Annotated in this window: 24 protein-coding genes and 2 pseudogenes; 14 read left to right on the top strand and 12 right to left on the bottom strand. The window is 32.6% G+C overall.

Going from position 1 to position 22,864, the window contains the following annotated elements; all coding sequences use genetic code 11:
- Window positions 1-41 precede the first annotated feature (41 nt).
- Window positions 42-560: an N-acetyltransferase gene (locus DW196_RS04245; RefSeq protein ID WP_118250358.1), complete on the bottom strand. Its 519-nt coding sequence runs from the start codon at window positions 558-560 to the stop codon at window positions 42-44.
- Window positions 561-792: 232 nt separating this feature from the next.
- On the opposite strand from DW196_RS04245, the gene DW196_RS04240 reads away from it, so the two are divergent.
- Window positions 793-1,509 carry a YebC/PmpR family DNA-binding transcriptional regulator gene (locus DW196_RS04240; RefSeq protein WP_118250357.1) on the top strand — a complete coding sequence of 239 codons (717 nt, stop codon included), beginning with the start codon at window positions 793-795 and terminating at the stop codon, window positions 1,507-1,509.
- Between the two features lie 23 nt (window positions 1,510-1,532).
- Here the strand turns inward: DW196_RS04240 and DW196_RS04235 are convergent, their stop codons facing one another.
- Window positions 1,533-2,309, bottom strand: a complete 777-nt coding sequence (locus DW196_RS04235; protein WP_071457460.1) for a DUF6681 family protein — start codon at window positions 2,307-2,309, stop codon at window positions 1,533-1,535.
- Window positions 2,309-2,755, bottom strand: coding sequence for a hypothetical protein (locus DW196_RS04230; protein WP_071457459.1), 447 nt, complete (start codon window positions 2,753-2,755; stop codon window positions 2,309-2,311). The genes DW196_RS04235 and DW196_RS04230 overlap by 1 nt, the downstream gene beginning before the upstream one ends.
- A 252-nt stretch (window positions 2,756-3,007) precedes the next feature.
- Between DW196_RS04230 and DW196_RS04225 the strand changes: the two genes are divergently transcribed.
- A complete protein-coding gene (locus DW196_RS04225; protein ID WP_118250356.1) occupies window positions 3,008-4,105 on the top strand; it encodes a S66 peptidase family protein in 1,098 nt (365 codons plus the stop codon).
- On the top strand, window positions 4,095-5,351 hold the full coding sequence (locus DW196_RS04220) for a S41 family peptidase (RefSeq protein WP_158563515.1): 1,257 nt from the start codon (window positions 4,095-4,097) through the stop codon (window positions 5,349-5,351). Before DW196_RS04225 ends, DW196_RS04220 begins: the two co-directional genes overlap by 11 nt.
- Here DW196_RS04220 and DW196_RS04215 read toward each other — a convergent pair.
- On the bottom strand, window positions 5,335-6,591 hold the full coding sequence (locus DW196_RS04215; protein WP_158563514.1) for a S41 family peptidase: 1,257 nt from the start codon (window positions 6,589-6,591) through the stop codon (window positions 5,335-5,337). The genes DW196_RS04220 and DW196_RS04215 overlap by 17 nt on opposite strands.
- Before the next feature lie 131 nt (window positions 6,592-6,722).
- Here DW196_RS04215 and DW196_RS11560 point away from each other — a divergent pair.
- Together DW196_RS11560 and DW196_RS11555 are read left to right on the top strand one after the other, a co-directional pair.
- Window positions 6,723-6,998: pseudogene (locus DW196_RS11560) on the top strand (GFA family protein); the annotation flags it as partial.
- A 78-nt stretch (window positions 6,999-7,076) separates the two neighbouring features.
- On the top strand, window positions 7,077-7,526 hold the full coding sequence (locus DW196_RS11555) for an HIT family protein (protein ID WP_233541923.1): 450 nt from the start codon (window positions 7,077-7,079) through the stop codon (window positions 7,524-7,526).
- On the opposite strand, the gene DW196_RS04205 is transcribed toward DW196_RS11555, so the two are convergent.
- Window positions 7,523-7,867 (bottom strand): YrvL family regulatory protein, encoded by a 345-nt coding sequence (locus tag DW196_RS04205; protein ID WP_118250352.1) that lies wholly within the window; start codon window positions 7,865-7,867, stop codon window positions 7,523-7,525. The two genes, DW196_RS11555 and DW196_RS04205, sit on opposite strands and share 4 nt — an antisense overlap.
- A gap of 103 nt (window positions 7,868-7,970) precedes the next feature.
- On the opposite strand from DW196_RS04205, the gene DW196_RS11550 reads away from it, so the two are divergent.
- The gene (locus DW196_RS11550) at window positions 7,971-8,252 is read left to right on the top strand and encodes a hypothetical protein (protein ID WP_233541914.1); all 282 of its coding nucleotides are present in this window, start codon (window positions 7,971-7,973) and stop codon (window positions 8,250-8,252) included.
- A complete protein-coding gene (locus DW196_RS11545; protein WP_233541913.1) occupies window positions 8,249-8,728 on the top strand; it encodes an AIM24 family protein in 480 nt (159 codons plus the stop codon). The genes DW196_RS11550 and DW196_RS11545 overlap by 4 nt, the downstream gene beginning before the upstream one ends.
- A gap of 18 nt (window positions 8,729-8,746) precedes the next feature.
- Here the strand turns inward: DW196_RS11545 and DW196_RS04195 are convergent, their stop codons facing one another.
- Both DW196_RS04195 and DW196_RS04190 read right to left on the bottom strand, forming a co-directional pair.
- A complete protein-coding gene (locus DW196_RS04195; protein WP_118250350.1) occupies window positions 8,747-9,385 on the bottom strand; it encodes an alpha/beta fold hydrolase in 639 nt (212 codons plus the stop codon).
- On the bottom strand, window positions 9,382-9,705 hold the full coding sequence (locus DW196_RS04190) for an HAAS domain-containing protein (RefSeq protein ID WP_071457454.1): 324 nt from the start codon (window positions 9,703-9,705) through the stop codon (window positions 9,382-9,384). The genes DW196_RS04195 and DW196_RS04190 overlap by 4 nt, the downstream gene beginning before the upstream one ends.
- Window positions 9,706-10,193: 488 nt before the next feature.
- Between DW196_RS04190 and DW196_RS04180 the strand changes: the two genes are divergently transcribed.
- Both DW196_RS04180 and DW196_RS04175 read left to right on the top strand, forming a co-directional pair.
- Window positions 10,194-10,577 carry a MerR family transcriptional regulator gene (locus tag DW196_RS04180; RefSeq protein WP_118250346.1) on the top strand — a complete coding sequence of 128 codons (384 nt, stop codon included), beginning with the start codon at window positions 10,194-10,196 and terminating at the stop codon, window positions 10,575-10,577.
- Window positions 10,570-11,111, top strand: a pseudogene (locus tag DW196_RS04175) (phosphoribosylanthranilate isomerase). The gene DW196_RS04180 and the pseudogene DW196_RS04175 overlap by 8 nt, the downstream one beginning before the upstream one ends.
- Window positions 11,112-11,164: 53 nt before the next feature.
- Here DW196_RS04175 and groL read toward each other — a convergent pair.
- Window positions 11,165-12,793 carry a chaperonin GroEL gene (groL, locus tag DW196_RS04170; RefSeq protein WP_118250344.1) on the bottom strand — a complete coding sequence of 543 codons (1,629 nt, stop codon included), beginning with the start codon at window positions 12,791-12,793 and terminating at the stop codon, window positions 11,165-11,167.
- 25 nt (window positions 12,794-12,818) lie between these two features.
- Complete coding sequence (groES, locus tag DW196_RS04165; protein ID WP_276325599.1) at window positions 12,819-13,118, bottom strand: co-chaperone GroES; 300 nt, start codon at window positions 13,116-13,118, stop codon at window positions 12,819-12,821.
- 141 nt (window positions 13,119-13,259) lie between these two features.
- Here groES and DW196_RS04160 point away from each other — a divergent pair, with 141 nt between their 5' ends.
- Window positions 13,260-13,850, top strand: coding sequence for a CPBP family intramembrane glutamic endopeptidase (locus DW196_RS04160; RefSeq protein ID WP_118250342.1), 591 nt, complete (start codon window positions 13,260-13,262; stop codon window positions 13,848-13,850).
- A 35-nt stretch (window positions 13,851-13,885) separates the two neighbouring features.
- On the opposite strand, the gene DW196_RS04155 is transcribed toward DW196_RS04160, so the two are convergent.
- On the bottom strand, window positions 13,886-14,521 hold the full coding sequence (locus DW196_RS04155) for a redox-sensing transcriptional repressor Rex (RefSeq protein ID WP_071457448.1): 636 nt from the start codon (window positions 14,519-14,521) through the stop codon (window positions 13,886-13,888).
- A 183-nt stretch (window positions 14,522-14,704) separates the two neighbouring features.
- Between DW196_RS04155 and abc-f the strand changes: the two genes are divergently transcribed.
- Both abc-f and DW196_RS04145 read left to right on the top strand, forming a co-directional pair.
- Window positions 14,705-16,642 (top strand): ribosomal protection-like ABC-F family protein, encoded by a 1,938-nt coding sequence (gene abc-f, locus DW196_RS04150; protein ID WP_118250340.1) that lies wholly within the window; start codon window positions 14,705-14,707, stop codon window positions 16,640-16,642.
- A gap of 29 nt (window positions 16,643-16,671) precedes the next feature.
- Window positions 16,672-16,881, top strand: a complete 210-nt coding sequence (locus DW196_RS04145) for a hypothetical protein (RefSeq protein WP_071457446.1) — start codon at window positions 16,672-16,674, stop codon at window positions 16,879-16,881.
- 33 nt (window positions 16,882-16,914) lie between these two features.
- Here the strand turns inward: DW196_RS04145 and yjeM are convergent, their stop codons facing one another.
- The gene (yjeM, locus tag DW196_RS04140) at window positions 16,915-18,414 is read right to left on the bottom strand and encodes a glutamate/gamma-aminobutyrate family transporter YjeM (protein ID WP_071457445.1); all 1,500 of its coding nucleotides are present in this window, start codon (window positions 18,412-18,414) and stop codon (window positions 16,915-16,917) included.
- 188 nt (window positions 18,415-18,602) lie between these two features.
- Complete coding sequence (gene queG, locus DW196_RS04135; RefSeq protein ID WP_071457444.1) at window positions 18,603-19,751, bottom strand: tRNA epoxyqueuosine(34) reductase QueG; 1,149 nt, start codon at window positions 19,749-19,751, stop codon at window positions 18,603-18,605.
- A gap of 103 nt (window positions 19,752-19,854) precedes the next feature.
- On the opposite strand from queG, the gene DW196_RS04130 reads away from it, so the two are divergent.
- Window positions 19,855-21,000: a competence protein CoiA gene (locus tag DW196_RS04130; RefSeq protein ID WP_118250338.1), complete on the top strand. Its 1,146-nt coding sequence runs from the start codon at window positions 19,855-19,857 to the stop codon at window positions 20,998-21,000.
- A 23-nt stretch (window positions 21,001-21,023) separates the two neighbouring features.
- A complete protein-coding gene (gene pepF, locus DW196_RS04125) occupies window positions 21,024-22,835 on the top strand; it encodes an oligoendopeptidase F (protein ID WP_118250336.1) in 1,812 nt (603 codons plus the stop codon).
- Window positions 22,836-22,864: the final 29 nt, after the last annotated feature.

Below are 22,864 nucleotides of genomic sequence, written 5' to 3'. Positions count from 1 at the left end.
AAAGCGTAAAAATAAGTTAACCTTATTTTTACGCTTTTTTATTATCCAAGTATTTTTTCAACGACTAATTGTTTACCATAGTCACCATCATGTGTAGAAATAGCTTTATAACCTTGTTTTTCCCAGAAACGACTCGCACGTTGATCATCGTCGATAAAAGTTAATCTTATGGTTTTCGTACCAGTATCTGAGACAGTTTTTTCTAAGGCTGTATATAATTCTTTCGCTAGTTCTGTACCACGATACTCACTTTCTAATACAAAATAACCAAGCATCCCAGTTTCTTTTTGTGGAAAGTCTTCGACCCAGTCAATAAATCCCATCAATCTATCACGATCAAAAATCCCATACATGTATTTTTGTGATGGTGATGTTTTTGGTGGAAGTGATGTGAAGAACTCTTTAACTTGCTCTTTTGTAGGTTCAGCAGCAACATAATCTGTGAAGTAATCTGTTGTTCTTAATAAAAACTCTTTGAAGATGGCTAAATCAGCTTCGTTTTCTCCATCTAATAATCGAATATGAATGGATGGAAAATCAACAGTATTAAAATGTTTCATAAAATATAAACCTCTTTCTATCTGTAAGGAACAGTTATTACTACTTTAGAATAGCTTATATCAAGATTAATTAAAAGGTGTTAAGGATAAAAAAATGAAAAACGGACTAGAATCAATGAATTGTATTAATCATGAAAAAAAACTTTGCGAAATGCTAATAAGCAAGTATAATAAAACAGGACGTTTTTGTGTTACAACTGAAACAATACATTAAGAAAGAGAAGTGAGACTAATGGGACGTAAATGGGCTAATATCGTAGCTAAGAAAACAGCTAAAGATGCAAACAACAGTAAAGTTTATGCCAAATTTGGAATTGAAATTTATGCAGCAGCAAAATCAGGTGATCCAGATCCGCACTCTAATCAAAAACTTCGTTTCGTTATTGATCGCGCAAAAACATACAATGTACCAAAACATATTATTGATCGTGCTATCGAAAAAGCAAAAGGATCCGGCGATGAAAACTATTCAGAATTACGCTATGAAGGATTTGGGCCAAATGGTTCGATGGTGATTGTTGATACACTAACAAATAATGTTAACCGTACAGCAGCAGACGTTCGAGCAGCTTTTGGTAAAAATGGTGGGAACATGGGTGTATCAGGTGCTGTAGCATATATGTTTGACAACACAGCGATTTTTGGTTTTAAAGGCGAAGACGTGGAAGAAATTTTTGAGTATCTATTAGAAAAAGATATCGAAGTCAAAGATGTGTTCGAAGAAGAAGACCAAATCATCGTTTACGGTGAATCAAGTGATTTCCACGCGATTCAAGAAGCATTAAAAGAAAAAGGAATTACAGAATTTTCCATAGCTGAAATTCAAATGATTGCTCAAAATGAAGTCGAATTATCTGAAGACGACCTAGCTCAATTTGAAAAAATGATTGATGCTTTAGATGAATTAGAAGATGTTCAACAAATTTTCCATAATGTAAATATGGATTAGTAGTAAATAAAAAAGTCAGAAGTTTAATTCTTCTGACTTTTTTTTCGTTTACCGAGTATGCGTGTTTTTTTAACAGATTCGTTTTCTGATTCTGTAGTGTTTTTTGCTTCATCCGTATCTTTGACACGTAGTTCTAATGTATAAGGTTCTTTATAAATAATTCCGTCTTTTTCATAAGATCCACCATTAACAAAGACACCAAGAGGAACTAAAGAATCAGCATCATCATTTATTTTGATACTAGCCACTTCATTTAAATCTTTGTAGCTACTTCCAATCAGCAATTTTCCTTTTGAAATTTTATAGAAAGGAATAAGAGTATAGCTATTTAGTTCGTAAGCATAGTCATTGAGTTTTTTTGCTGTGATATAGTTTTTTTCCAATAATTCATGGACAACTGTATCAATTACTTGATCGCTATCATTATTTAAAGTTAGTGTTAATAGTTTTCCTTGAATTTTTGGAGTGGTTGAATTTGTTTGCACAGTTTCATCAAATGTCGCATCTTCCGGTACGATATTTTCAATTAAATTAGTGACATCCCATTTTACTTTCTGATTTTTAAAATAATAAATAAAGTTTAAAACGATAAAGTAAGCTAGAACAATAAAAATCAGTAGGTAAAGTATCATTCTGAGATAATTTCCGTTTTGAAAGTATCCTTTTACAATACGCAAGATATATAGTGTTGGAAAAACACTAACAACAGTCAAAATCTTATTTTGTAACCTTGGGTTGATATTTAAGTAGTTTAAGAATTTGGTTATATTACTCAAGATTAAAGTTAGTAAAGCATCCATTAGTTATTCCCCCCCATAACAGTTTTATTCTCATTTGTTTTAGGGGTCACCGTAGCATTTTGTGCATCAGGAGTTACCGTATTTTCAGTCTTTTCTTCCATATTTTGGGTGTTACTTGATGGTTGATTTTCAGAGGAATGGGTATTTTCTTCTGATGACGAGTGATTTGATTTGTTTTGTTTACTGTCTTTTGTTTTCTCTTGCGGTTCAGATACAGAATGTTCAGTTTGTTGGACGGAGCTATAAGTTGTATCCGAGTAATTGGTTGTAGTATTTGTATTGTCTTGAGTTGAATGAGTTATCGTTTCAGTTGTAGACGTTTCAGTTTTTTTGGTTTTATAATTACTACCGTCCACAACAGCAGTTGTTGCACTTATCCCTAAAGCAATACTAAAAATAGCAATAGGCTTTAAAAAGGGAGCAACGATTTTTTTATCTTTGGCCATACAATACTCTCCCTTCTAATAAATCATGTAAATCTCTTATTATCATAACAGATTTACTGTTTTTCTAATTAAAAAAATAACTATTTTCATTATTTTTAAACTAAATTTAATAAGATATTTGTTGTTATATAGGTTAAACAAGCCGTTTTTGTGGTTGCAACATGATTGATGACTATTTTATGTATTATCATAGAACCGTCTTTTTTTATGGTATAATTTGTAAAATTAGTTACTAGTGATAGGAGGAGTAATATGATTAAACCAAGACGATTAAAACGTGGAGATAAGATTGCAGTTGTCAGCTTATCAAAAGGATTACTGGGAGAAGAATTTGTTGAACATAATCTCATTTTAGGGAAAAAGAGATTGGAAGATTGTGGGTTAGAAGTTGTGTTTATGCCCCATGCTTTAAAAGGGATAGACTTTGTTGACAAACACCCAGAAAAAAGGGCAAAGGATTTGATTCAAGCTTTTGAAGATGACTCTATCAAAGGGATTATTTGTGCGATTGGAGGAGATGATACCTATCGAACGCTTCCTTATCTGATGGAGAATGATAAGTTTAAGGATTTAGTCAAAACTAAACCGAAATTATTCACTGGATTTTCTGATTCCACGACTAATCATTTGATGTTTTATCATCTTGGTTTAACAACTTATTATGGGATGGCTTTTATTCCTGATTTAGGTGAAATTAGTGATAGCATGTTGTCATATACTGAAAATTATTTTAGTTATTACTTTGAAGAGAGCCCACTGTATGAAGTGATAAAGCCAAGTGAAATTTGGTATGATGAACGACTAGACTTTTCTAAAAAAGCATTAGGGCAACAACGCATAAGCCATGTTGAGACAAAAGGCTATGAATTGCTACAAGGTAAGTCGGTATTTGAAGGAGAATTGTTAGGTGGTTGTATTGATAGTTTGTATGATATGTTAACACCATTTACAAATAGCGATGAACCAGACGTGATTGAACGATACGGTATTTTTCCAGATTTAACGACTTGGCAAGGAAAGATTTTATTTATTGAAACATCAGAAGTGAAAGAGTCACCAGAAACAGTTGAAAAAATGTTGGGAGTACTGAAAGACAAAGGTATATTTGATGTGGTGAATGGTGTTATTTTTGGTAAACCACAAGACGAAGTATTTTATGAAGAATACAAACAATCTTTAGTTAAAGTGATTGATAATAAAGAGTTGCCAATAGTTTACAATGTTAATTTTGGACATGCTACGCCCAGATGTGTTTTGCCATATGGGGTTCGTGTACAAGTTGATAGCGAGAAACAGGAAATCAGATTGTTAGAGTCAGCATTTTATGAGGAGAAAAATCATGGAAACTAGACTAGCAGATGTTTCAACTATTTATCATTCAGCTTTAAATTTATTTCCTTATTGGACAAATAAAAAATTAGAAGAATGGAAACAAGCTTATCTGGACACGATAAAACAAACATTATCTAGTGATTCGCTTACTGATTTCTATCATCTATTATGTCAATTTACTGCCAGATTAGATGATGGGCATACGATGATTTATTTACCAAAGGAGCTTAAAGAAGATTTAGTATATCCTATAGCTTTGGATATGATAGAGAACCAATTAGTTATAGTGAAGACAACTAATGATTATCAAAATTATTTGTATTTACCTATTAAGAGAATAAATGGATTGTCCGTTTCAGACTTTTTAAAAGAAATAACTTCTAAGTTTTGGCTTAGTAATGAGGTAGTATCACTTTACTATTATCAAAACTATTTGTCTTTTTTTCAGCCCAATCAATTATCCGTAGATTTTTTTTCTAATGATAGATTAGAGTTATCTCCTCAAAATAAGGAGACAATTGTTTGGATGGAAGAAAAAGTAGAAAAGGACCTAGTAGTTGAAACAGACGCTATTACAATCATAAAAGATAAGAATAAAATCTTGATAACGATTAAGCATTTTTTGAGTCAAGATGTCGTGACAATTTTTTACCAATATATGGAGTTGTACAAAGAGTCAGAGGTCATCATTTTTGATGTCAGAGGGAATATGGGTGGAAATTCAGGATTAGCCAATGATATTTGCTCAGCTTTTTTTAAAGAGTCATTTGAAACCGAGTTATCTTTTTACCAAGTGTTAGATGCACAACGTTATGCCTCTGGGACGCAGCTTTATTACAAGCAAGACATAAGTGATGATAATGAGTTTACTCAAACGCTATCTCATCAATATTATTTAGAAGGAATTGATCAAGAAACAGTACCCAAAAATCGAGGGGAGTTATCAGATAAAGCTGTAATAATTATTCAGAATAGACAGACGTATTCTTCAGCTGAAAATTTTGTGATGAATTTTTATAAAAGACCTAAAACAAGAATTATTGGAACGTATTCAGCTGGATCGACAGGTCAGCCAGCTTTAATACCTCTTGAAACAGGTGGTACGTTTATGGTGACAGCAAAAGGAGTTAAAATTCCCAATGGAAAAATCCACCATAATATTGGTATTAAGCCAGATATCATGATGGAAGAAATGTTATCAGATAAATTAAATGGTGTTGATTCTTTACTAAACTATGCGTTACAAACTAGCATTGATTATTAAGCAGTTCAAGAGCTTGTTGTAAATCAACGTCTTCTGTTAAATGTTTAGGCGTCCAAGGAACATAGACATCCGGTTTCACACCTTTACCTAGCATTCCAAGACCATCATCTACAAGAGAAGTTTTAGATGTGGGGTACATGAGACTAAATAATGGGTATTCTTGGAAACAGCAATTGGCATAATCAAGAATACCTAATGTATTTCTTCCAAGAGTGGTAACCTTATCAGATTTTTTTACTAAATTGACAAAGCTATCACCACTAGAACCACAATAAACATCTGTTAATACAATAATAGATGATGGTAAATTTGTTCCATGAATGGTGTAATCAAGAATAGGACTATCAGTAAAGGGGATAAATCCAGTTTGATTTCCTTCAATGTGTTTTTTAAAGAAGTCTAATTCAGATTGTATGAACTGTCTGGATACATCATCTATCTCTTCAGAATCTAAATAAGGTTGAAAAGCTTTTTGACGTAATTCATCGTTTCTCTTAGTTACATTATAATACATTAATTCGTTTGGATTACTTAGTTCTTCAAGGCTTATAGTCTGTTTAAACAAATAGTCTAATAAAGGGAAATAACTCATATCACTGCCACCATTATTAATACGAACATCAATAATTAAAGAATCAATTGTTTCGAGTGATTGTCTGTTTTCCTGAATTAATGCTGAAATAGGTTGTTCTGCATAAAAATCACTTAAAACCATGTAGCCAGTTTGCTCGTTAATCAACTCAAAAGAATACGTGCTCTCTTTAGGTGGTATGTTTGATTCTTTAGGCGTTTTGAGAATGTCACCATTTGATAGTGTAATCGTTTCTGATTTTTCTAATAAGTAAGTAAAACTTTGTCTTTCGGGTATAGGATTTAGAATCCTTTCATTTTCTTTTACAACTTCAGAAATAGGTTTATTATCAATTTTGATAATTTCTTGTCCAATGCTTAATAGACAATTTTTTGAAAATAAATCGGATATATAAAGTTTATCGTTAAATCGTCGTGTTAAAAAATTAACTCTAGGAATATCAATAGTTGGTTCAATTAAAGTCAGATGAGCATCTTGATAGGTTTTTAAAAAGTCCATTGTGGCATAATAAAAATCTTTATCAGAAGTGATTGAAGGGACTCGTTCTAAATAGTCATTTTTCGCTTCATCTTGTGGTAATTCTTTGCAACCTGAGTAGTCATTACTCACTAGTTCAATAATATCATTGGCAATTTTTTCATACGTCATATTAGACACCTCGTTTATAGGATATAATAAGTATACCGAAATATTCATTAAAAGTAAGTATATAATAAAAAGGATGGTTGAAAGAGTTGAAATATAATTGTCAGTGTTTATGTGGAAAAGTTAACTATAATGTGATACTGGATAATTTAGATTTTAGTATTTGTCATTGTTCAATGTGTAGAAAAAATACTGATGGAACAGGATTCTTATATTTTTATACTTATTGTCAACCTAATTTTTCTTCAAGTGATTTTCTATCAACTTATAATGCTCAAAATATTGCAGAAAGAGTATTCTGTAATCAATGTGGGACATTGCTATATTATCGACATTTTGAAAGTAAGGGGTATTTTATTCCGATAGGAGTAGTAGACAACTTATCTGAAGAAAAAGTAAAATTAGTGTCAGAATGGTACTATCAGGTTAACCGAGTTATTATGATTACAATAAAGAAACAAAAAAATATTAAAAAGGAGATATCAACAATGACATGGAGAGAAAATCGAATTAAATCTGCGCAAAATGGTACAAATCCAATGTTGATAAAAGAGATGACAGGAGGCTTTTTAGTATTTGGTGATGTTCAGTTTTTACCTGGATATTGTGTGTTATTACCAAAAAGAGAAGTAAATTCATTAAATAATTTGTCATTAGAAGAAAGAGAATCTTTTTTATTAGATATGTCGATAGTAGGAGATGCCTTGTTAAGTATGTGTGGCGCTACTAGAGTAAACTACGATATTTTAGGTAATACAGATAACTATCTGCATGCTCATATTTTTCCTAGATACGATTGGGAAGAAGAGGAAAGACGTAAAATGCCTGTATGGTTGTATGATAAATCAAATTGGCGTAACCCAGACACAGCCTATCAAGAAGAAAAACATGGAGAAATTCGTTCAAGAATAAAAAACTATTTAGATAAAGAAAGCTAACTATTCTTCTCCATATAATCTAAGGATTTTTCAAAAAGAATTAAAAAAATAGAAAATAACATAATCGTCTGAACTGGCAGAGAAACAGAGGCGACAAAATAATCAGTGATCATTAAAGAGATGACATTTTGAAAAAACATCAACAAGATAGAGTCTTTTTTAGTCAGCAGATGAAAAATGGAATCTATAAAAAAATCAATGACTAAATAAATAACAAAAAATAAGATTAAGTTACCAGGATGTGAATAGGTGGCACCAAGTAGTTTTAATGCACCTGAAAACGTCAAAGAGATAATAATTAACGGAACTAGAATGATAACAGCAAGAATCAATTTTGTCATAAAGTTAACAGCCCTCTCAAATTATACTTTTGCTAAAAATAGTGTACTCTGTTTTATAGCCTTATATGACAATTAAAGCACCAATAAAAAAAGGGGTGTTGTTATGTTTAAAGTATCAAATTTTTGGGGTAATCATGATGTTATAGTCAAAAATGAGTTAGGGACTTTTAAAGTAATAGAATATGTTAAAGAATTGAGTCTAACACCACAAGAAGCACAAATAGCCTATTTTTCAAGTAAGATGAATGTCAGAAAACGCCAAGTGATTTGTGACGTGGAACAAACAGATATCACATTACAAGCTGGTGCTATGCAGTGGACAGTTGGAGATGTCAGTGTAACGACAAGTGTAAAAGGTGTAGGCGACTTTTCAGTAAAACTGTGAGAGGTGCTGTAACGAAAGAATCTGCGATTAAACCTGAATATACAGGTAAAGGATTACTAGTGCTTGAACCAACGTATAAATATATTATATTACTTGATGTATCACAGTGGGACAATTCAATTGTACTTGATGATGGCTTATTCTTAGCTTGTGACTCAGGATTAAAACATAAGGCAATCATGCGTTCAAATATTTCATCTGCTGTTGCAGGGAATGAAGGACTATTTAATTTAAACATTAAAGGAAATGGAATTCTTTGTTTAGAATCCCCAACACCTTATGAAGAATTGATTGAAATCGAATTACAAGATGATGTATTAAAAGTAGATGGTAATATGGCGATTGCTTGGAGTGGTTCTTTAGATTTTACTGTTGAGCGTTCAGGAAAAAGTTTGATGGGATCTGCCGTTTCAGGTGAAGGACTTGTCAATGTTTACCGAGGAAGTGGGAAAGTATTGTTAGCACCAGTTGGATAAACTAAAAAGGAAAGTATCCTAATAGATGCTTTCTTTTTTAATTATAAAATAGTTTATGGCTTTTGATAACTCTAAGTAAGAGTTTTTATTTAGTTCATGTTTTCCATTTGGGACAATACTTAAGTCAGAAGATGGAATGAGTGCGTGAATTTGTTTAGCATATTTCAAATTAACAGTGTCTTTTTCTCCACACAGTATCAGTGAAGGAAGATTAATTCTTTTTAAAGACTCCGTTAAGTCAATATTAATAGATGAAGTGAGTTGAATCATTTGTTTTTTAGACAATCCAATTGTTTCGAAATTTTTTTTTGGAAGAATCGTAAAAAGTAATGATTGGAATAAATTGATTGTCTTAGGAATTGGCTTATGTATAGCACTAGCAATAATAATACCTTTTAAGTAACGATTAGTTGACTTACAAGTATACATCAGTGCCAGTAAACCTCCTAATGATAACCCACATAGATAGTAAGGTTCTGTTATTTCGTCAAGCTTTTTTGATATTTTGGGATAGATGGTTTCAATAGTCACATCCGAATTTTTGTTTATTGCTGTAAATAGGGGGATAATCTGACTATTTACAGCAATATGTTCCACAACTTTTTCCCAGTCATCCTCGTTTTGACCTAAGCCATGTAAAATAACTAATTTTGTCATAGTGGCACACTATATATCATTTTTTTATTATATTTAATGTAGTTTACAGAGTAGGTGATAATTAATCGAGTAAATTTTCTCATGAAAGGAAAAAGCCCTAACCCTATTGCACAAAGAAAAATACTTGAAATAGATTGGAACATAGAGAAATCTTGAAGTTGTGTCACATTGGCTATCACTAAAAGGATAGGAGATATAATAAATGCTCCTATAATTATCCAAAAACTAGCTATAATAGCATATAGTGCTATCGCAAATCCCATTACTACAACTAAATTAAAAAAAATTAAACTTATTAAAGCAAACCAATTCTTTTTCATTTTTAACACCCCTTTTATAAAGAATAGCAAATTAACTAGTTTTTATAAATAGGGCTTAAGGAGTATTTTAAATATGCGAACATATGATACGTTATAAGTTAATAAAGATGATTAGTTAAATAGTTAATGCTGATTAAAGTAAGAGAAAATATTAGACGAATAGTTATATGAGTTGTTGTTAACCTATTGAGAATAAAAATGCCATTGAGAAGTGCTGCGATAAAAAGAATGACAACACCCACATATAATAGGCGATAGTCTTTAATATAAAGTAGAAGGCATAAGGCCCCGACTAGATTGATAATAAAAATGATAGGGTGTTCTGAAAACGAAATTATTTTAATAGTAGCTAATGCCATTAAAATACCATATAGCATAGATATAACTGATAAAATATAGAACATAAAAATACACCTCCTTTTTATATGGTTTATTAAATCATAGGTGGTGTACCACATGACAATAGTTTTTAAGGAGGATTTTACATTATGTACATTGGAGAGTTTATCCAAACATTTGAGACAACTAGAGAAACAGTAAGATATTATATTGAAGAAGGATTACTCACACCAACAAAAGTAAATGGAAACTATTTTTTTACGGATTTAGATATATCTGATTTTAAAAATATTCGAGAATTACGCGACATGGGATTATCGATTCGAGTATTAAAGCAAATTAAGAAAAATAAAAAAGATTGTGGCAGTAAAAGACAGTGGGAGGACAATTTTCAAATCATTAATGATGAATTAGAGAGAGTAGAAAAGGAATTAGAAATCTTAGCCCAGCAAAAGAAAACGCTAGAGGCTGTTTCAAATCAGTTGCAGTTGGTACTAGATGAATGTAGTAAAAAAGAACTAGAAAATGAGTGATAGATTTCAAGAGTTTTTAGAAATAACTATATATTTAAATAAATTGAGTATAATCCCTTTACTAATAGCTTCATTGGGTTTGGAATATATGACAAAAAAGATTGGTCTGCTAGGAGTATTGATATTCATGTGAAAGGTGATTCACATGGTTGGGAAGCTCCTGAAGATGAAAAAATTGACGATTGGGAAAATATATAGTTAGTTATGAAAGACTTAGGGTATACTTTAATAGATTTACATGAACATGAATTTAACAAAGATGATTTTTCTGTAGAGTACGGTGTCATTGACATGTTACCTATTTTTTCAAACGTATCTTTAAGTGATTTAGAATGGAACAACTGGGATGATGTTGAATTTCATACGTCATTGACTGAAGCATTGCTTAAAATCTATTTAGCTTCTAGTAAAGATAGTTATAGGGCAGAAGGTAATAATAACAAAGATTTTGAAAAAATAAAATATCTTAAATCCCTCTTAACAATAAATTGGTTTAGGAAAATACATCACTGTCCACATCAAAAAACCACATGAGAACTCAATCCTCATGTGGTTCCTTTTATATCAATGTAAATCTTTTAAAGAGTTTACATCATACCGCCCATCATTGATGGATCCATTCCACCAGGCATGCCGGCAGATTCTGGTTCTGGTTTGTCAGCAATCACGCCTTCAGTTGTTAAGATTAGTGCAGAAACACTTGCAGCGTTTTGTAAAGCTGAACGTGATACTTTAGTTGGATCTACGATACCAGCATCAATCATGTTAACCCAAGTATCATCTTTTGCATTGTATCCAACGCCTGCATCAGCTTGTTTTAATTTATCAACAACAACTGAGCCTTCCATACCAGCATTTTCAGCGATTTGACGAACAGGTTCTTCTAAAGCACGGACAACAATGTTCACACCAGTTTTCTCGTCACCTGTTACATCAAGTTCAGCTACTTTTGGTAATACGTTAACAAATGCAGTACCACCACCAGCAACAATCCCTTCTTCAACAGCGGCGCGAGTTGCGTTTAACGCATCTTCAATACGTAATTTTAATTCTTTTAATTCAGTTTCAGTAGCCGCACCAACTTTAATGACAGCCACACCACCAGCTAATTTAGCTAAACGTTCTTGTAATTTTTCACGGTCAAAGTCTGATGTTGTTTCAGCAATTTGAGAACGGATTAATGATACACGGTTTTCAATTGCTTGTTTGTCACCATTTCCTTCAACAATTGTTGTGTTATCTTTGTCGATAACGACTTTACTTGCAGAACCTAACGCATCAATTGTTGTATCTTTTAAGTCTAAGCCTAAATCTTCAGTGATAACAGTTGCGCCAGTTAAAGCAGCAATATCTTGTAACATTTCTTTACGGCGGTCACCAAATCCAGGAGCTTTAACAGCAGCCACATTGAATGTACCGCGGATTTTGTTTAATACTAATGTTGGTAAAGCTTCGCCATCAACATCATCAGCAATGATTAATAATGGTTTACCTTGTTGTAAGATTTGTTCTAATAAAGGTAAAATATCTTGGATATTAGAGATTTTTTTGTCTGTAATTAAGATATATGGATTTTCTAAAACAGCTTCCATTTTATCGTTGTCAGTTACCATGTATTGAGATAAGTAACCACGGTCAAATTGCATTCCTTCAACAACATCTAATTCAGTTTCAATTCCTTTAGATTCTTCGATTGTGATAACGCCGTCGTTACCAACTTTTTCCATTGCTTCAGAGATTAATTCACCAATTTTTTCACTACCAGAAGAAACAGCAGCTACTTGTGCAATTGATTCTTTTGAGTCAATTTTTTTAGAAATAGCATGTAATTCTTCAACAGCTTTTTTAGTAGCTAATTCAATCCCACGACGAATGCCGATTGGGTTTGCACCCGCAGTGACATTTTTAAGTCCTTCACGAACGATTGCTTGAGTTAAAACAGTTGCAGTCGTTGTTCCGTCACCTGCGATGTCATTTGTTTTAGAAGCTACTTCAGCTACCAATTGAGCACCCATGTTTTCAAAACGATCTTCTAGTTCAACTTCTTTAGCGATAGTGACACCATCGTTTGTAATTAATGGAGAACCAAATGATTTATCTAAAACAACGTTACGTCCTTTAGGTCCTAATGTTACTTTTACAATATTTGCTAATGTATCAACACCATGTACCATTGAGCTACGAGCGTCTTCAGAAAATTTAATATCTTTTGCCATTGATTATTCACCTCATATTATTTTTTTATTCTACAATTGCGATTATGTCTTTGTCGTGTAATACTAAGTAATCTTCACCAGAGTCAGTTACTTCTTGTCCGGCGTATTTTTCGAATAGGACAGTTTGTCCAACACTTACAGATACGGATAATTTTGTCCCATTTTCTAATGTACGACCATCGCCAACAGCAACGACCTCACCAGTTTGAGATTTTTCTTTTGAAGCTGATGTTAAAACTAGTCCACTGGCAGTTTTTTCTTCCGCTTCTTTTACTTTAATAACAACACGATCTCCTAATGGTTTTAACAATGTGTATCCCTCCATAATTTTATTTTTTAGCACTCTTATTCAATGAGTGCTAATCACATCTTTTATAATACAGATAAATGTTTTTTTTTGCAAGTATTTTGATACAATAAGAAAAGATATCAAAATCAACGGTAGAAAAGATAGGTGTAAGCACAGATGACATTGAATCAAAATATGATTTATACAATTTTTCTATATTTATTTTTATTGAACAGTCATTTATTTTTTTCATTAAATAACAATCAAACTATGTTGCTTTATAGTGTCATAGTATGGTTAATTTTAGTTATTTATTTTAAAACGTCAAAAAAAGATACGTTAACAAAATCAACTTCTTCTATAAAAAAGATAGCATGGTGGGGAGTTATAGGTCTGTTGTTAAGTTTTATGGTCCAATGGGGATTTTTATTTATCACTAATATGATTTCTCCAAGTTTAAATCGCAACACAGATATATCAGGTCAATCAACTTATTTATTTTTGCTTGTCTCTATTTTATTTAATCCTATCATGGAAGAATTAGTTTTTCGGTTTAGTTTTGTCAATTGGATTGGACAAAAATTACCGATTTGGGTGGGGATTGTAGTAAGTTCGCTGATTTTTATGTTGATGCACACAAGTGGGAACCTGATGATTTACTTTGGTTTGGGTATGGTTTTTTCATATATTTATAAAAAAAGTGGAAGTATTTTAACATCTATTCTGGTACATATGGTGATGAATGGGATAGTGATTTGGCTAAATTAAAAAAGCTTAGCGACAGCGGTCGATAAGCTTTTTATTTAGTCTTCTTTGTAGTTAGATAAGAAGTAGATTAATGTTTGCATTTCATTTGTTAGGTCAACATTTTGAATTTGCACATCCTTTGGAACGTTGATACGAATTGGTGTGAAATTCATAATGCCTTTGATTCCGGCTTCAACTAGACGGTCAGCATTTTCTTGTGCATGTGCTGGTGGGACAGTTAAAATGGCAACATCAATATGTTGTGCACGAATTTGTTCAACCATATCATTAGCATCATAGATAGGAACGCCATCAAGTATACGACCGACAATATCAGGTTTAACATCAAATGCAGCACTGATACGAATACTATCACTTTGATGGAAACGGTAGTTCAATAATGCGTGTCCTAAATTACCAACACCGACAAGAGCTACATTTGTTAAACGATCTTCATTTAACGTTTTAGCAAAAAAAGTCATTAAACTTTCCACGTCATACCCGTAACCACGTTTACCTAATTCCCCAAAATAAGAAAAGTCACGTCGAATCGTCGCACTGTCAACTTTCACAGCCTCACTTAACTCAGTTGAAGAGACTTTTTTCTTTCCTGAATCAAATAAAAATTTCAAATATCGATAATACAAAGGTAACCTTTTGGCAGTTGCCTTTGGAATAGTCGTGTCTTTCATAATAATTCCCCTCACTTTTCATATACCCTCATTGTTATAAAGTTCACGTTAATAGGATACCTTTACTAAGGGATAAAAGCAATTTTTACGCTTATACTTGAGTAATTATGAACGATAAATATACCAAACATATTTTGTGTTTTATGATAAACTGTTTTTAGAAATTAAAAGATGGAGGACGTCATGATTTTATTACAAGCTAACAATGTCTCTAGATTATTTGGAGATGACGTATTATTTGAAAATATTCAATTAGATATACAAGATAAAAGTCGAATTGCGCTTGTTGGACGTAATGGTGCAGGGAAATCGACATTATTAAAAATGTTAGCTGGCATTGAGGAGCCAGATACAGGTTTAGTTACGAAAACAAGAGATTTAACAATTGGTTATTTAGATCAACATACTGGTTTTGAATCAGATAAAACAATTTGGGAAGAGATGGTTAGTGTCTTTGACTATGTTCAAGAGATGGAAAAAAACTTACGACAATTAGAAAAAGACATCGCCGATCCAAATATCCATGATGATGAAGAAAAATATCAACAAGCACTAAAAGATTACGATAAATTACAACATGAGTTTAATGAAATGAATGGTTATGGTTATGAGTCTGAAATAAAATCTGTTTTACATGGATTTCGTTTTGATGAAAGCTATTTTGATGTACCAATTCAAAATCTATCAGGTGGTCAAAAAACTCGTTTAGCATTGGCACGTTTGTTATTGGAAAAACCTAATCTACTCATTTTAGATGAGCCGACTAACCATTTAGATATTGATACATTAAATTGGTTAGAAGGGTATTTACAAGGCTATCGTGGGGCTATTTTGATGGTATCCCATGACCGTTATTTCTTAGATAAGATTGTGAATGAAGTATATGATATTAGTCGAAGAAAAATTAGTCATTATAAAGGTAATTATTCGAAGTTTTTAGAAATGAAAGCTGAGAGATTAGAACAAGAAGAAAAAGAATACGAAAAACAGCAGGATAAAATTGCAAAACTAGAGGACTTTGTGGCACGAAACGTTGTACGCGCATCAACAACAAAACGAGCACAAAGTCGCCGCAAACAATTAGAAAAAATGGAAAAATTAGAGAAGCCCTTAGGTGACGAGAAATCAGCTCATTTTCTATTTAAAATCAATCGCACGTCAGGTAGAGAAGTGCTAACGCTGGATGATGTGGCAGTGGGGTATGATGATCTTATTTTGAGTGAACCTATTAATCTAGCTTTGCGTAAACAAGAAGCCATTGCTTTAGTTGGCCCAAACGGAGTTGGTAAATCGACATTATTAAAGAGTATTATCGGAGATATTCCATTTATTAAAGGAACAGCTGATATTGGCCATAAAGTAGATATTGGTTACTATGACCAAGAGCAAGGAAAACTTAGTGGAAGTCAAAGCGTGTTGGAAGAATTATGGCGTGAGCATCCAACGACACCTGAAAAAGATATTCGTACTTTATTAGGTAGCTTTTTATTTTCTGGAGAAGATGCTAAAAAAACGATTAATTTATTAAGTGGGGGAGAAAAAGCCCGTGTCGCATTAGCAAAATTAGCGATGCAACGTGATAACTTTTTAATTCTAGATGAGCCGACTAACCACTTAGATATAGATAGCAAAGAAGTATTAGAAAATGCCTTAATCGAATATGATGGCACATTGCTATTTGTTTCTCATGACCGCTACTTTATTAACCGAATCGCGACAGGTGTTTTGGAGTTGTCAGAAGAGGGTAGTACTTATTATCATGGAAATTATGATTACTACATCGAGAAAAAAGAAGAAGAAGAGGAACGTAACGCATTACTTGATGGCGAACAAGATAATCCAACGAAACACATGACAGAGGTTAAACTAAGTTACGAAGAATCAAAAGAAAGACAAAAAGAACAGCGTAAATTAGAGAGATTGGTTGAATCATTAGAAGTTGAGCTGCAAGAGATGGAAGAAAAAATCGAAGCAATTCAAAAAGAGATGGAACAACCAGAAGTGCTTGAAGATCACGAGCAACTCTTGAATTTAGATAAAGAATTGAAAGAAACTTATAGTAAACAAGAAACGTTATTAGAATCTTGGGAACATGCTTCCTTAGAGTTAGAGGCGTTTTAATTAAACGTAAATGAAAGAAGGTGTCACTTATGAGAAAGAAAGATGGATTAGAGTATTTCTTACAAAATAAACTGAATGCTCGAGGTAAATTGATAGTGATTCTCTTTTTATTCTATCTTTGGTTGAGGTATTCAACTAATTTATATGTGATGTTAAAATTCTTTGTCGTGGTGGCACTTATCTCATTAGTTGTGTTGATTTACGAATTAATCTTTTATAAAAAAATATACAAAGAATAACAGCCAAAGCATCATGCCTTGGCTGTTTTTAGTTCATTTTTTTGTACGTCGTTCATATCGATTGAATAAAAGTAAGGCAATTAATGAGAATAATACAGGTCCGGCAATTTGCCATAGTGTATCTCCCCAAACAGGACCACCTTCTCTAAATAAAGGTTCGATAATGGTAAAGATATTAGCAAAACCAATGACAGCCATGACGACTATCGTACTCACCATATATTGCGTTTTGGTTTTGAAAATATTGATTGAATGATCAATGTCTGATTTTTGTTTAAATGCTGGAAAAGCACCTGTTAAAAATAGATAAGGAATCGTCATTGAGACGTTTACCATTAAGGTTAAAACATTATAGAATGATTGTGCGTCTTTACCACCAAATGATACTAAAGCTAAGATAAGAACCACAATCGCACATTGAATCCACATAGCAAAAGCTGGCATGCCTTTGTCATTTTCTCTAACCATTTTTTCAGGCCAAAGTCCTTTTGGTGTTCCTTTGATAATCGTTTTTAGTGGTGAATAGATTAAAGTAAAGAAAGCACCTAAGTAAGCTAGAAACATGGATAAACCGGTAAATCTAGCTAATCCATGCCCAATGGCTAAAGCAGTATCTGTCGATAAATTAATTGCTCGACCTAATTCAAATCCTAGATTATTCATTAAGACATAAGTGATATTGCCAAGATTGACATTATCACCACTTAAAACAGAATTCCAGTTTGTTGACACACCCCATAAAAGAATGGTTAATGCATACCCAATAGAGATGATGATAGCTGAAAGAATAACTCCTTTAGGGAAATTTTTCTCAGCATTTTCTGTTTTATCTACTAATCCACCCACAGCTTCTAGTCCACCATAAGCGAAAATAGCAAATACTAAAAATGAAATAATAGCTAGAGGAGAGTTGAAACCTGGATTTGGAGAATCAATAAAACTTTTCATTCCTTCAATCGGTTGAGCGACTTGACCTTTGTTAAAGATTAAGATAATCAAGCTGACAATGATTAATACCACATTTAAAAATGTAACGGCAATCCCACCGGCAGAAGTAATTTTTGTGATTTTATCTAATCCTCTTGCTGCAAAAAATGTCACAACGATAATAAATAAAATAGCTAATAACCCGATTGTTTGAGTGGAATCAAGTCCAAACAAACTCCAATAATTTGTTTTATCAGACCCTGAATAAGTTGTAGACAAGGTGATAAAGACTTTTGTAGAAACATTCACCATCCAAATAATGTAAGATGTATACCACATGAATGTCCCGATGAACGCATATTTTGGTCCAACAGATTTTTCCATCCAAGTGTACATCCCACCACTTTCATGTTTGAATGTCGACCCATATTCAGCCATCATTAGTGCATATGGTATAAAGAAAAAGAGTGCTGCTAAAATATACCAAATAATAGCACCATATCCCATACGATAAAAGGCGACTGGAGCATTACCAAACCCGAACACTGAGGTAAAAATCATTAAGATTAAACCGAACAGGGTTACCTTTTTTGTTGATTTTGTCATAAAAATCCTCCTTAATTTAAAATGCCCTATTATACCCCACAACTATAGTATCAAACATTCTAAGAAAAGATTAAAAGAACTGAGTAAAATGTTAGTAAATTTACTCAGTTCTTTTAAAATGTTTATTAAATTGTTACTTATCTGTTATCTAATTCTTAACAAAAAAGGTTAACTATCTTATTTTTATTTTAAATTCTCATTCTATCAATGGCGTTTCTCATTTCTTCTTTTGCTTCTTCGTCTGTTTCTTTTTCATGGTATTCAACTAAAAAGTCATAAATAGCAGGATTGGTTGGGTCGATTTTACTTAAAGACCAAGCGGCAGTTCCCCGTATAACCGGCCGTGGATCTTGTTCAATGCAGCTTAATAAATGAGGAATGCTGGTTTTATCTCTCACATTTCCTAAAGCAATAATAGCATTTCGTTGAATTGGTTTTTTTCCTCGCCATGATCCTGCAAGATAACCAAAACGTTCTTTAAATTCACGATTTGAAATAGTTAATAGAGGTTTTAACAAAGGTGTCACAACTTCTGGATCAGGTTCCATTTCTTCGTGAAAATGGAAGTTCTTTCCTTTATTGAAGGGGCAAACTTCCTGACAAATATCACATCCATAAATAATTGAACGAATCTTAGGTCGATATTCTTCTGGCATAAAGCCTTTTGTTTGCGTTTGGTAAGATAAACACTTTTGAGCATTCATGCGTCCATCTCCTAAAAGAGCCGAAGTTGGGCATTGGTCGATACATTTCGTGCATTCACCACACTGATTTTCCATAGGTGTATCTGGTTCAAAAGGAATATTAGTAATAATTTCACCAAGATAAACGTATGAACCAAATTCTTCTGTAATGAGTAGGCCATTTTTTCCGATGAAACCTAGACCAGCACGTTGCGCTACCACGACATCAATCAATTCACCAGTATCCACCATTGGCTTAAAATCTAATTCTAGCTCTTTAGGTGTTTCTTCTTTAATAAATGTGATTAATTTATCTAATCTATCTTTTAAAATATGATGATAATCCGTTCCCCAAGATGCTCTAGCAAATTTACCACGTTTTTCACCACGAACTGATTTGAGTCGCTCGTTCATTCGAGTCGGATAAGCAAGAGCAATGGAAATAATCGATTGTGGTTGATTAAAAATTAAATCAGGGTAGAGACGTTCATCAATATTTCCATGCTCAAATCCTGTTGTATGATTGTTTTCTTTTTGTTCTATTAAACTTGTTCTTAAATGGTCAAAGGGCTCAGCCGTTGTGAACCCAATTTTATCAATGCCTATATCTTTACTTGCTTCAATTATTTTTTGTTTCAATAATTCAGTATCCACAAGATATACCTCCAGTCAATTCTTCCTTAAGTATCAGATAATCCTCTCTTTTTTTCAACCTTTTTCTTATTTTTACGAATATTGAGTTAAAGAGGTGAGAAGGATGTTGATAGCAAAAAATGATGCACAACAAATGATTAGTAGTCATGAAGCAGTAAAATCAGAAACCTATTATTGTCCATGTTGTCAAAATGAAGTGGTTTTAAAGAAAGGAAAGATAAAATTCCCACATTTTGCTCATAAAACTCTATCAAATTGTGAGGCTACGAGTGAGCCGGAGACATTAGAACATTTAAAAGGAAAATCGTTGATTGCACGAAATTGTGCAACTTTTGGCTTAGCGTATGAACTAGAGGTATATCTTCCTGAAATTAATCAACGAGCAGATGTTTTGATACAAAATAAATTAGCAATTGAATTTCAATGTAGTTCTCTTAGTATTGAAAGGTTGATTGAACGAACAACACAATATAAAAAGCATGATTATCAAGTGTTTTGGGTTTTAGGTAGTCGTTTAGGAACACAAAAACATCTAACAGAATTAAAAAAGCATTTTATTTATTTTGACTGCTTTAGAGGGTATATTGATTTTTGTTTACTAGTTGAAGATAATCTCTTAGTCGTAACTTATTATCTTTTTTCAAAAAACAAAAAAATAGTAACAAGAAAAAAACAGTTTTCTTTAGGTGAGATATCATTAGTTAATATATTGACAGAGTGTGGCTTAAAGACAGAGTATTTAATTCAACAGCCTTTTGAAGAGATGTTGAATAGACGAAAACAGTTATCTGACCAGCTACTATGCTCAGATAATATCGTTAAAGATTTACAGGAATACTTTTATCAACACAACCTTCATTTAGCTCACTTACCACCTTATCTTTATTTCCCTAATTTTTTTCATCCTTTACTACGAGGAGAGGATATACGGATTCGATGGCTTACTTTTGAAGTGTTACAAAATAAAAAAATGCTCACATATCGTGAGTTGCAACAAGATGTGCTAGAAAATTTACCACCTGAGGCAATGGATGACTATGCAAATTTAGGAAAACATCAAGTGTTTGATTATTGTTTATCTTTGTACGTAAGCTTTTTACAGGAAATAAAAGTAGTGAAATTAAGTGGCTCGAATATGTTATGTTTTGATGAGGAAAGTGTGATGAATAACGAGCAATTCAAAAAATTCTTTAAAAAAAGAAGTGAAAGACTAACTCTTCCGTTAAAATATGATATGATTATTAAGTGATAATGAGAAGGGAGTTATTTAAAATGAGTGAAACAAAACAATTACCAAATCGTTCGGAATTACCAGAGGAATTAACATGGGATTTAACTCCTATTTTTGCATCAGATGATGCGTTTAATGAGGCGTTGACATCATTGACTGCAGAATTAGAAAAAGCAAGTGAGTATCAAGGAACATTAAAAAATGGTGCGAAAGCTTTTCTATCAGCAATTGAATATGTATTGTCTATTCATCGTACGACAGAAAAAATTTATGTGTACTCACATTTAAAAAATGACCAAGACACAAGTGATGCACTTTACCAAGGACTTTATGCAAAAGCAAGTACTATTGCTGCTAAAGCAGGGGAAGCTGTTTCATGGTTTGGCCCAGAAGTGTTAACGTTATCTGATGATACGATTGATTCATATTTTAAAGAAGAAGCAGGTTTAGAAATCTATCGTCACTTTATTACTCAAATTACAGCAGATAGAGCTCATACGTTATCTGAAAAAGAAGAAGCACTATTAGCTGGAGCAAGTGAAATATTCTCAGCGTCAAGTCATACATTTTCTGTATTAAACAATGCTGATTTAGAGTTTCCAATTGTGACAGATGAAGATGGACAAAAAGTGCAATTATCTTCAGGTATGTATGGTCAATTAATGGAAAGTACAAACCGTGAAGTACGTAAAGAAGCTTTTGAAGGGTTATACAAAGTTTATAAACAATTTAGAAATACATTTGCTAGCACATTATCGTCTCATGTAAAAAAACATAATTTCAATGCTCAAATCAGAAATTACAGTTCAGCACGTGAAGCAGCTTTAAGTGCTAACCATATTCCTGAATCTGTTTACGATACATTACTTAATGTGGTACATAAAAACTTACCATTGCTACATCGTTACGTGGCATTGCGTAAACGACTATTAAATGTTAACGAACTACATATGTATGATATGTATACACCAATATTAGGAGATGCACCAATTCGTTATACTTATGACGAGGCAAAATTAAAATCACTTGAAGGGTTATCTCCATTAGGTGAAGAATATTTAGAAATCGTTCAAGAAGCTTACAGCGATCGCTGGATTGATGTGGTTGAAAATAAAGGCAAACGCGGTGGTGCTTATTCTTCAGGAAGTTATGATACAAAACCTTATATTTTATTAAACTGGCATGAAAGTTTAAATCATTTATTCACGTTAGTTCATGAAATGGGACACAGTGTTCACAGTTACTACACACGAAAAAATCAACCTTATGTATATGGTGATTATTCTATTTTCTTAGCAGAAATTGCCTCAACAACGAATGAAAACTTATTAACAGATCATTTGTTAAAAACAGAAAAAGATCCTAAAGTTAGAGCCTTTATCTTAAATCATTATTTAGATGGTGTGAAAGGAACAATCTTTAGACAAACACAATTTGCTGAATTTGAACATTTTATTCACACTGAAGATGCAAAAGGAACACCGTTAACAAGCGATTACTTAAGCGAGTATTATGGTGAGTTAAATGCTAAATACTACGGTGATTCAGTAGAACGTGATCCTGAAATTGCTTATGAGTGGAGCCGTATTCCGCATTTCTACTATAACTACTATGTGTATCAATACTCAACTGGATTTTCAGCAGCGACAGCTTTAGCGGATAAAATTATCCGTAAAGAAGAAGGTGCGTTAGAAAACTACTTAACATTCTTGAAATCAGGAAGTAGTGATTATCCAATCGAAGTGATGAAACGCGCGGGAGTTGATATGACGCAATCTGCTTATATTGAAGAAACAATGAAAGTCTTTGAAGCTCGTTTAGATGAGTTAGAAGCGTTAATTGATTCATTTTAATCAAATAAAAAGGAATGCTCTTAATGATG

It is taken from the genome of Vagococcus sp. AM17-17, from assembly GCF_003471765.1.
GTDB lineage: Bacteria > Bacillota > Bacilli > Lactobacillales > Vagococcaceae > Vagococcus > Vagococcus teuberi.
This window is presented reverse-complemented; position numbering and strand designations above follow the sequence as displayed.

Coding starts and splice junctions, on each gene's coding strand:
- DW196_RS04245 (WP_118250358.1), bottom strand. CDS start 560: ATGAAACATTTTAATACTGTTGATTTTCCATCCATTCATATTCGATTA.
- DW196_RS04240 (WP_118250357.1), top strand. CDS start 793: ATGGGACGTAAATGGGCTAATATCGTAGCTAAGAAAACAGCTAAAGAT.
- DW196_RS04235 (WP_071457460.1), bottom strand. CDS start 2,309: ATGGATGCTTTACTAACTTTAATCTTGAGTAATATAACCAAATTCTTA.
- DW196_RS04230 (WP_071457459.1), bottom strand. CDS start 2,755: ATGGCCAAAGATAAAAAAATCGTTGCTCCCTTTTTAAAGCCTATTGCT.
- DW196_RS04225 (WP_118250356.1), top strand. CDS start 3,008: ATGATTAAACCAAGACGATTAAAACGTGGAGATAAGATTGCAGTTGTC.
- DW196_RS04220 (WP_158563515.1), top strand. CDS start 4,095: ATGGAAACTAGACTAGCAGATGTTTCAACTATTTATCATTCAGCTTTA.
- DW196_RS04215 (WP_158563514.1), bottom strand. CDS start 6,591: ATGACGTATGAAAAAATTGCCAATGATATTATTGAACTAGTGAGTAAT.
- DW196_RS11555 (WP_233541923.1), top strand. CDS start 7,077: ATGACATGGAGAGAAAATCGAATTAAATCTGCGCAAAATGGTACAAAT.
- DW196_RS04205 (WP_118250352.1), bottom strand. CDS start 7,867: ATGACAAAATTGATTCTTGCTGTTATCATTCTAGTTCCGTTAATTATT.
- DW196_RS11550 (WP_233541914.1), top strand. CDS start 7,971: ATGTTTAAAGTATCAAATTTTTGGGGTAATCATGATGTTATAGTCAAA.
- DW196_RS04195 (WP_118250350.1), bottom strand. CDS start 9,385: ATGACAAAATTAGTTATTTTACATGGCTTAGGTCAAAACGAGGATGAC.
- DW196_RS04190 (WP_071457454.1), bottom strand. CDS start 9,705: ATGAAAAAGAATTGGTTTGCTTTAATAAGTTTAATTTTTTTTAATTTA.
- DW196_RS04180 (WP_118250346.1), top strand. CDS start 10,194: ATGTACATTGGAGAGTTTATCCAAACATTTGAGACAACTAGAGAAACA.
- groL (WP_118250344.1), bottom strand. CDS start 12,793: ATGGCAAAAGATATTAAATTTTCTGAAGACGCTCGTAGCTCAATGGTA.
- groES (WP_276325599.1), bottom strand. CDS start 13,118: ATGGAGGGATACACATTGTTAAAACCATTAGGAGATCGTGTTGTTATT.
- DW196_RS04160 (WP_118250342.1), top strand. CDS start 13,260: ATGACATTGAATCAAAATATGATTTATACAATTTTTCTATATTTATTT.
- DW196_RS04155 (WP_071457448.1), bottom strand. CDS start 14,521: ATGAAAGACACGACTATTCCAAAGGCAACTGCCAAAAGGTTACCTTTG.
- abc-f (WP_118250340.1), top strand. CDS start 14,705: ATGATTTTATTACAAGCTAACAATGTCTCTAGATTATTTGGAGATGAC.
- DW196_RS04145 (WP_071457446.1), top strand. CDS start 16,672: ATGAGAAAGAAAGATGGATTAGAGTATTTCTTACAAAATAAACTGAAT.
- yjeM (WP_071457445.1), bottom strand. CDS start 18,414: ATGACAAAATCAACAAAAAAGGTAACCCTGTTCGGTTTAATCTTAATG.
- DW196_RS04130 (WP_118250338.1), top strand. CDS start 19,855: ATGTTGATAGCAAAAAATGATGCACAACAAATGATTAGTAGTCATGAA.
- pepF (WP_118250336.1), top strand. CDS start 21,024: ATGAGTGAAACAAAACAATTACCAAATCGTTCGGAATTACCAGAGGAA.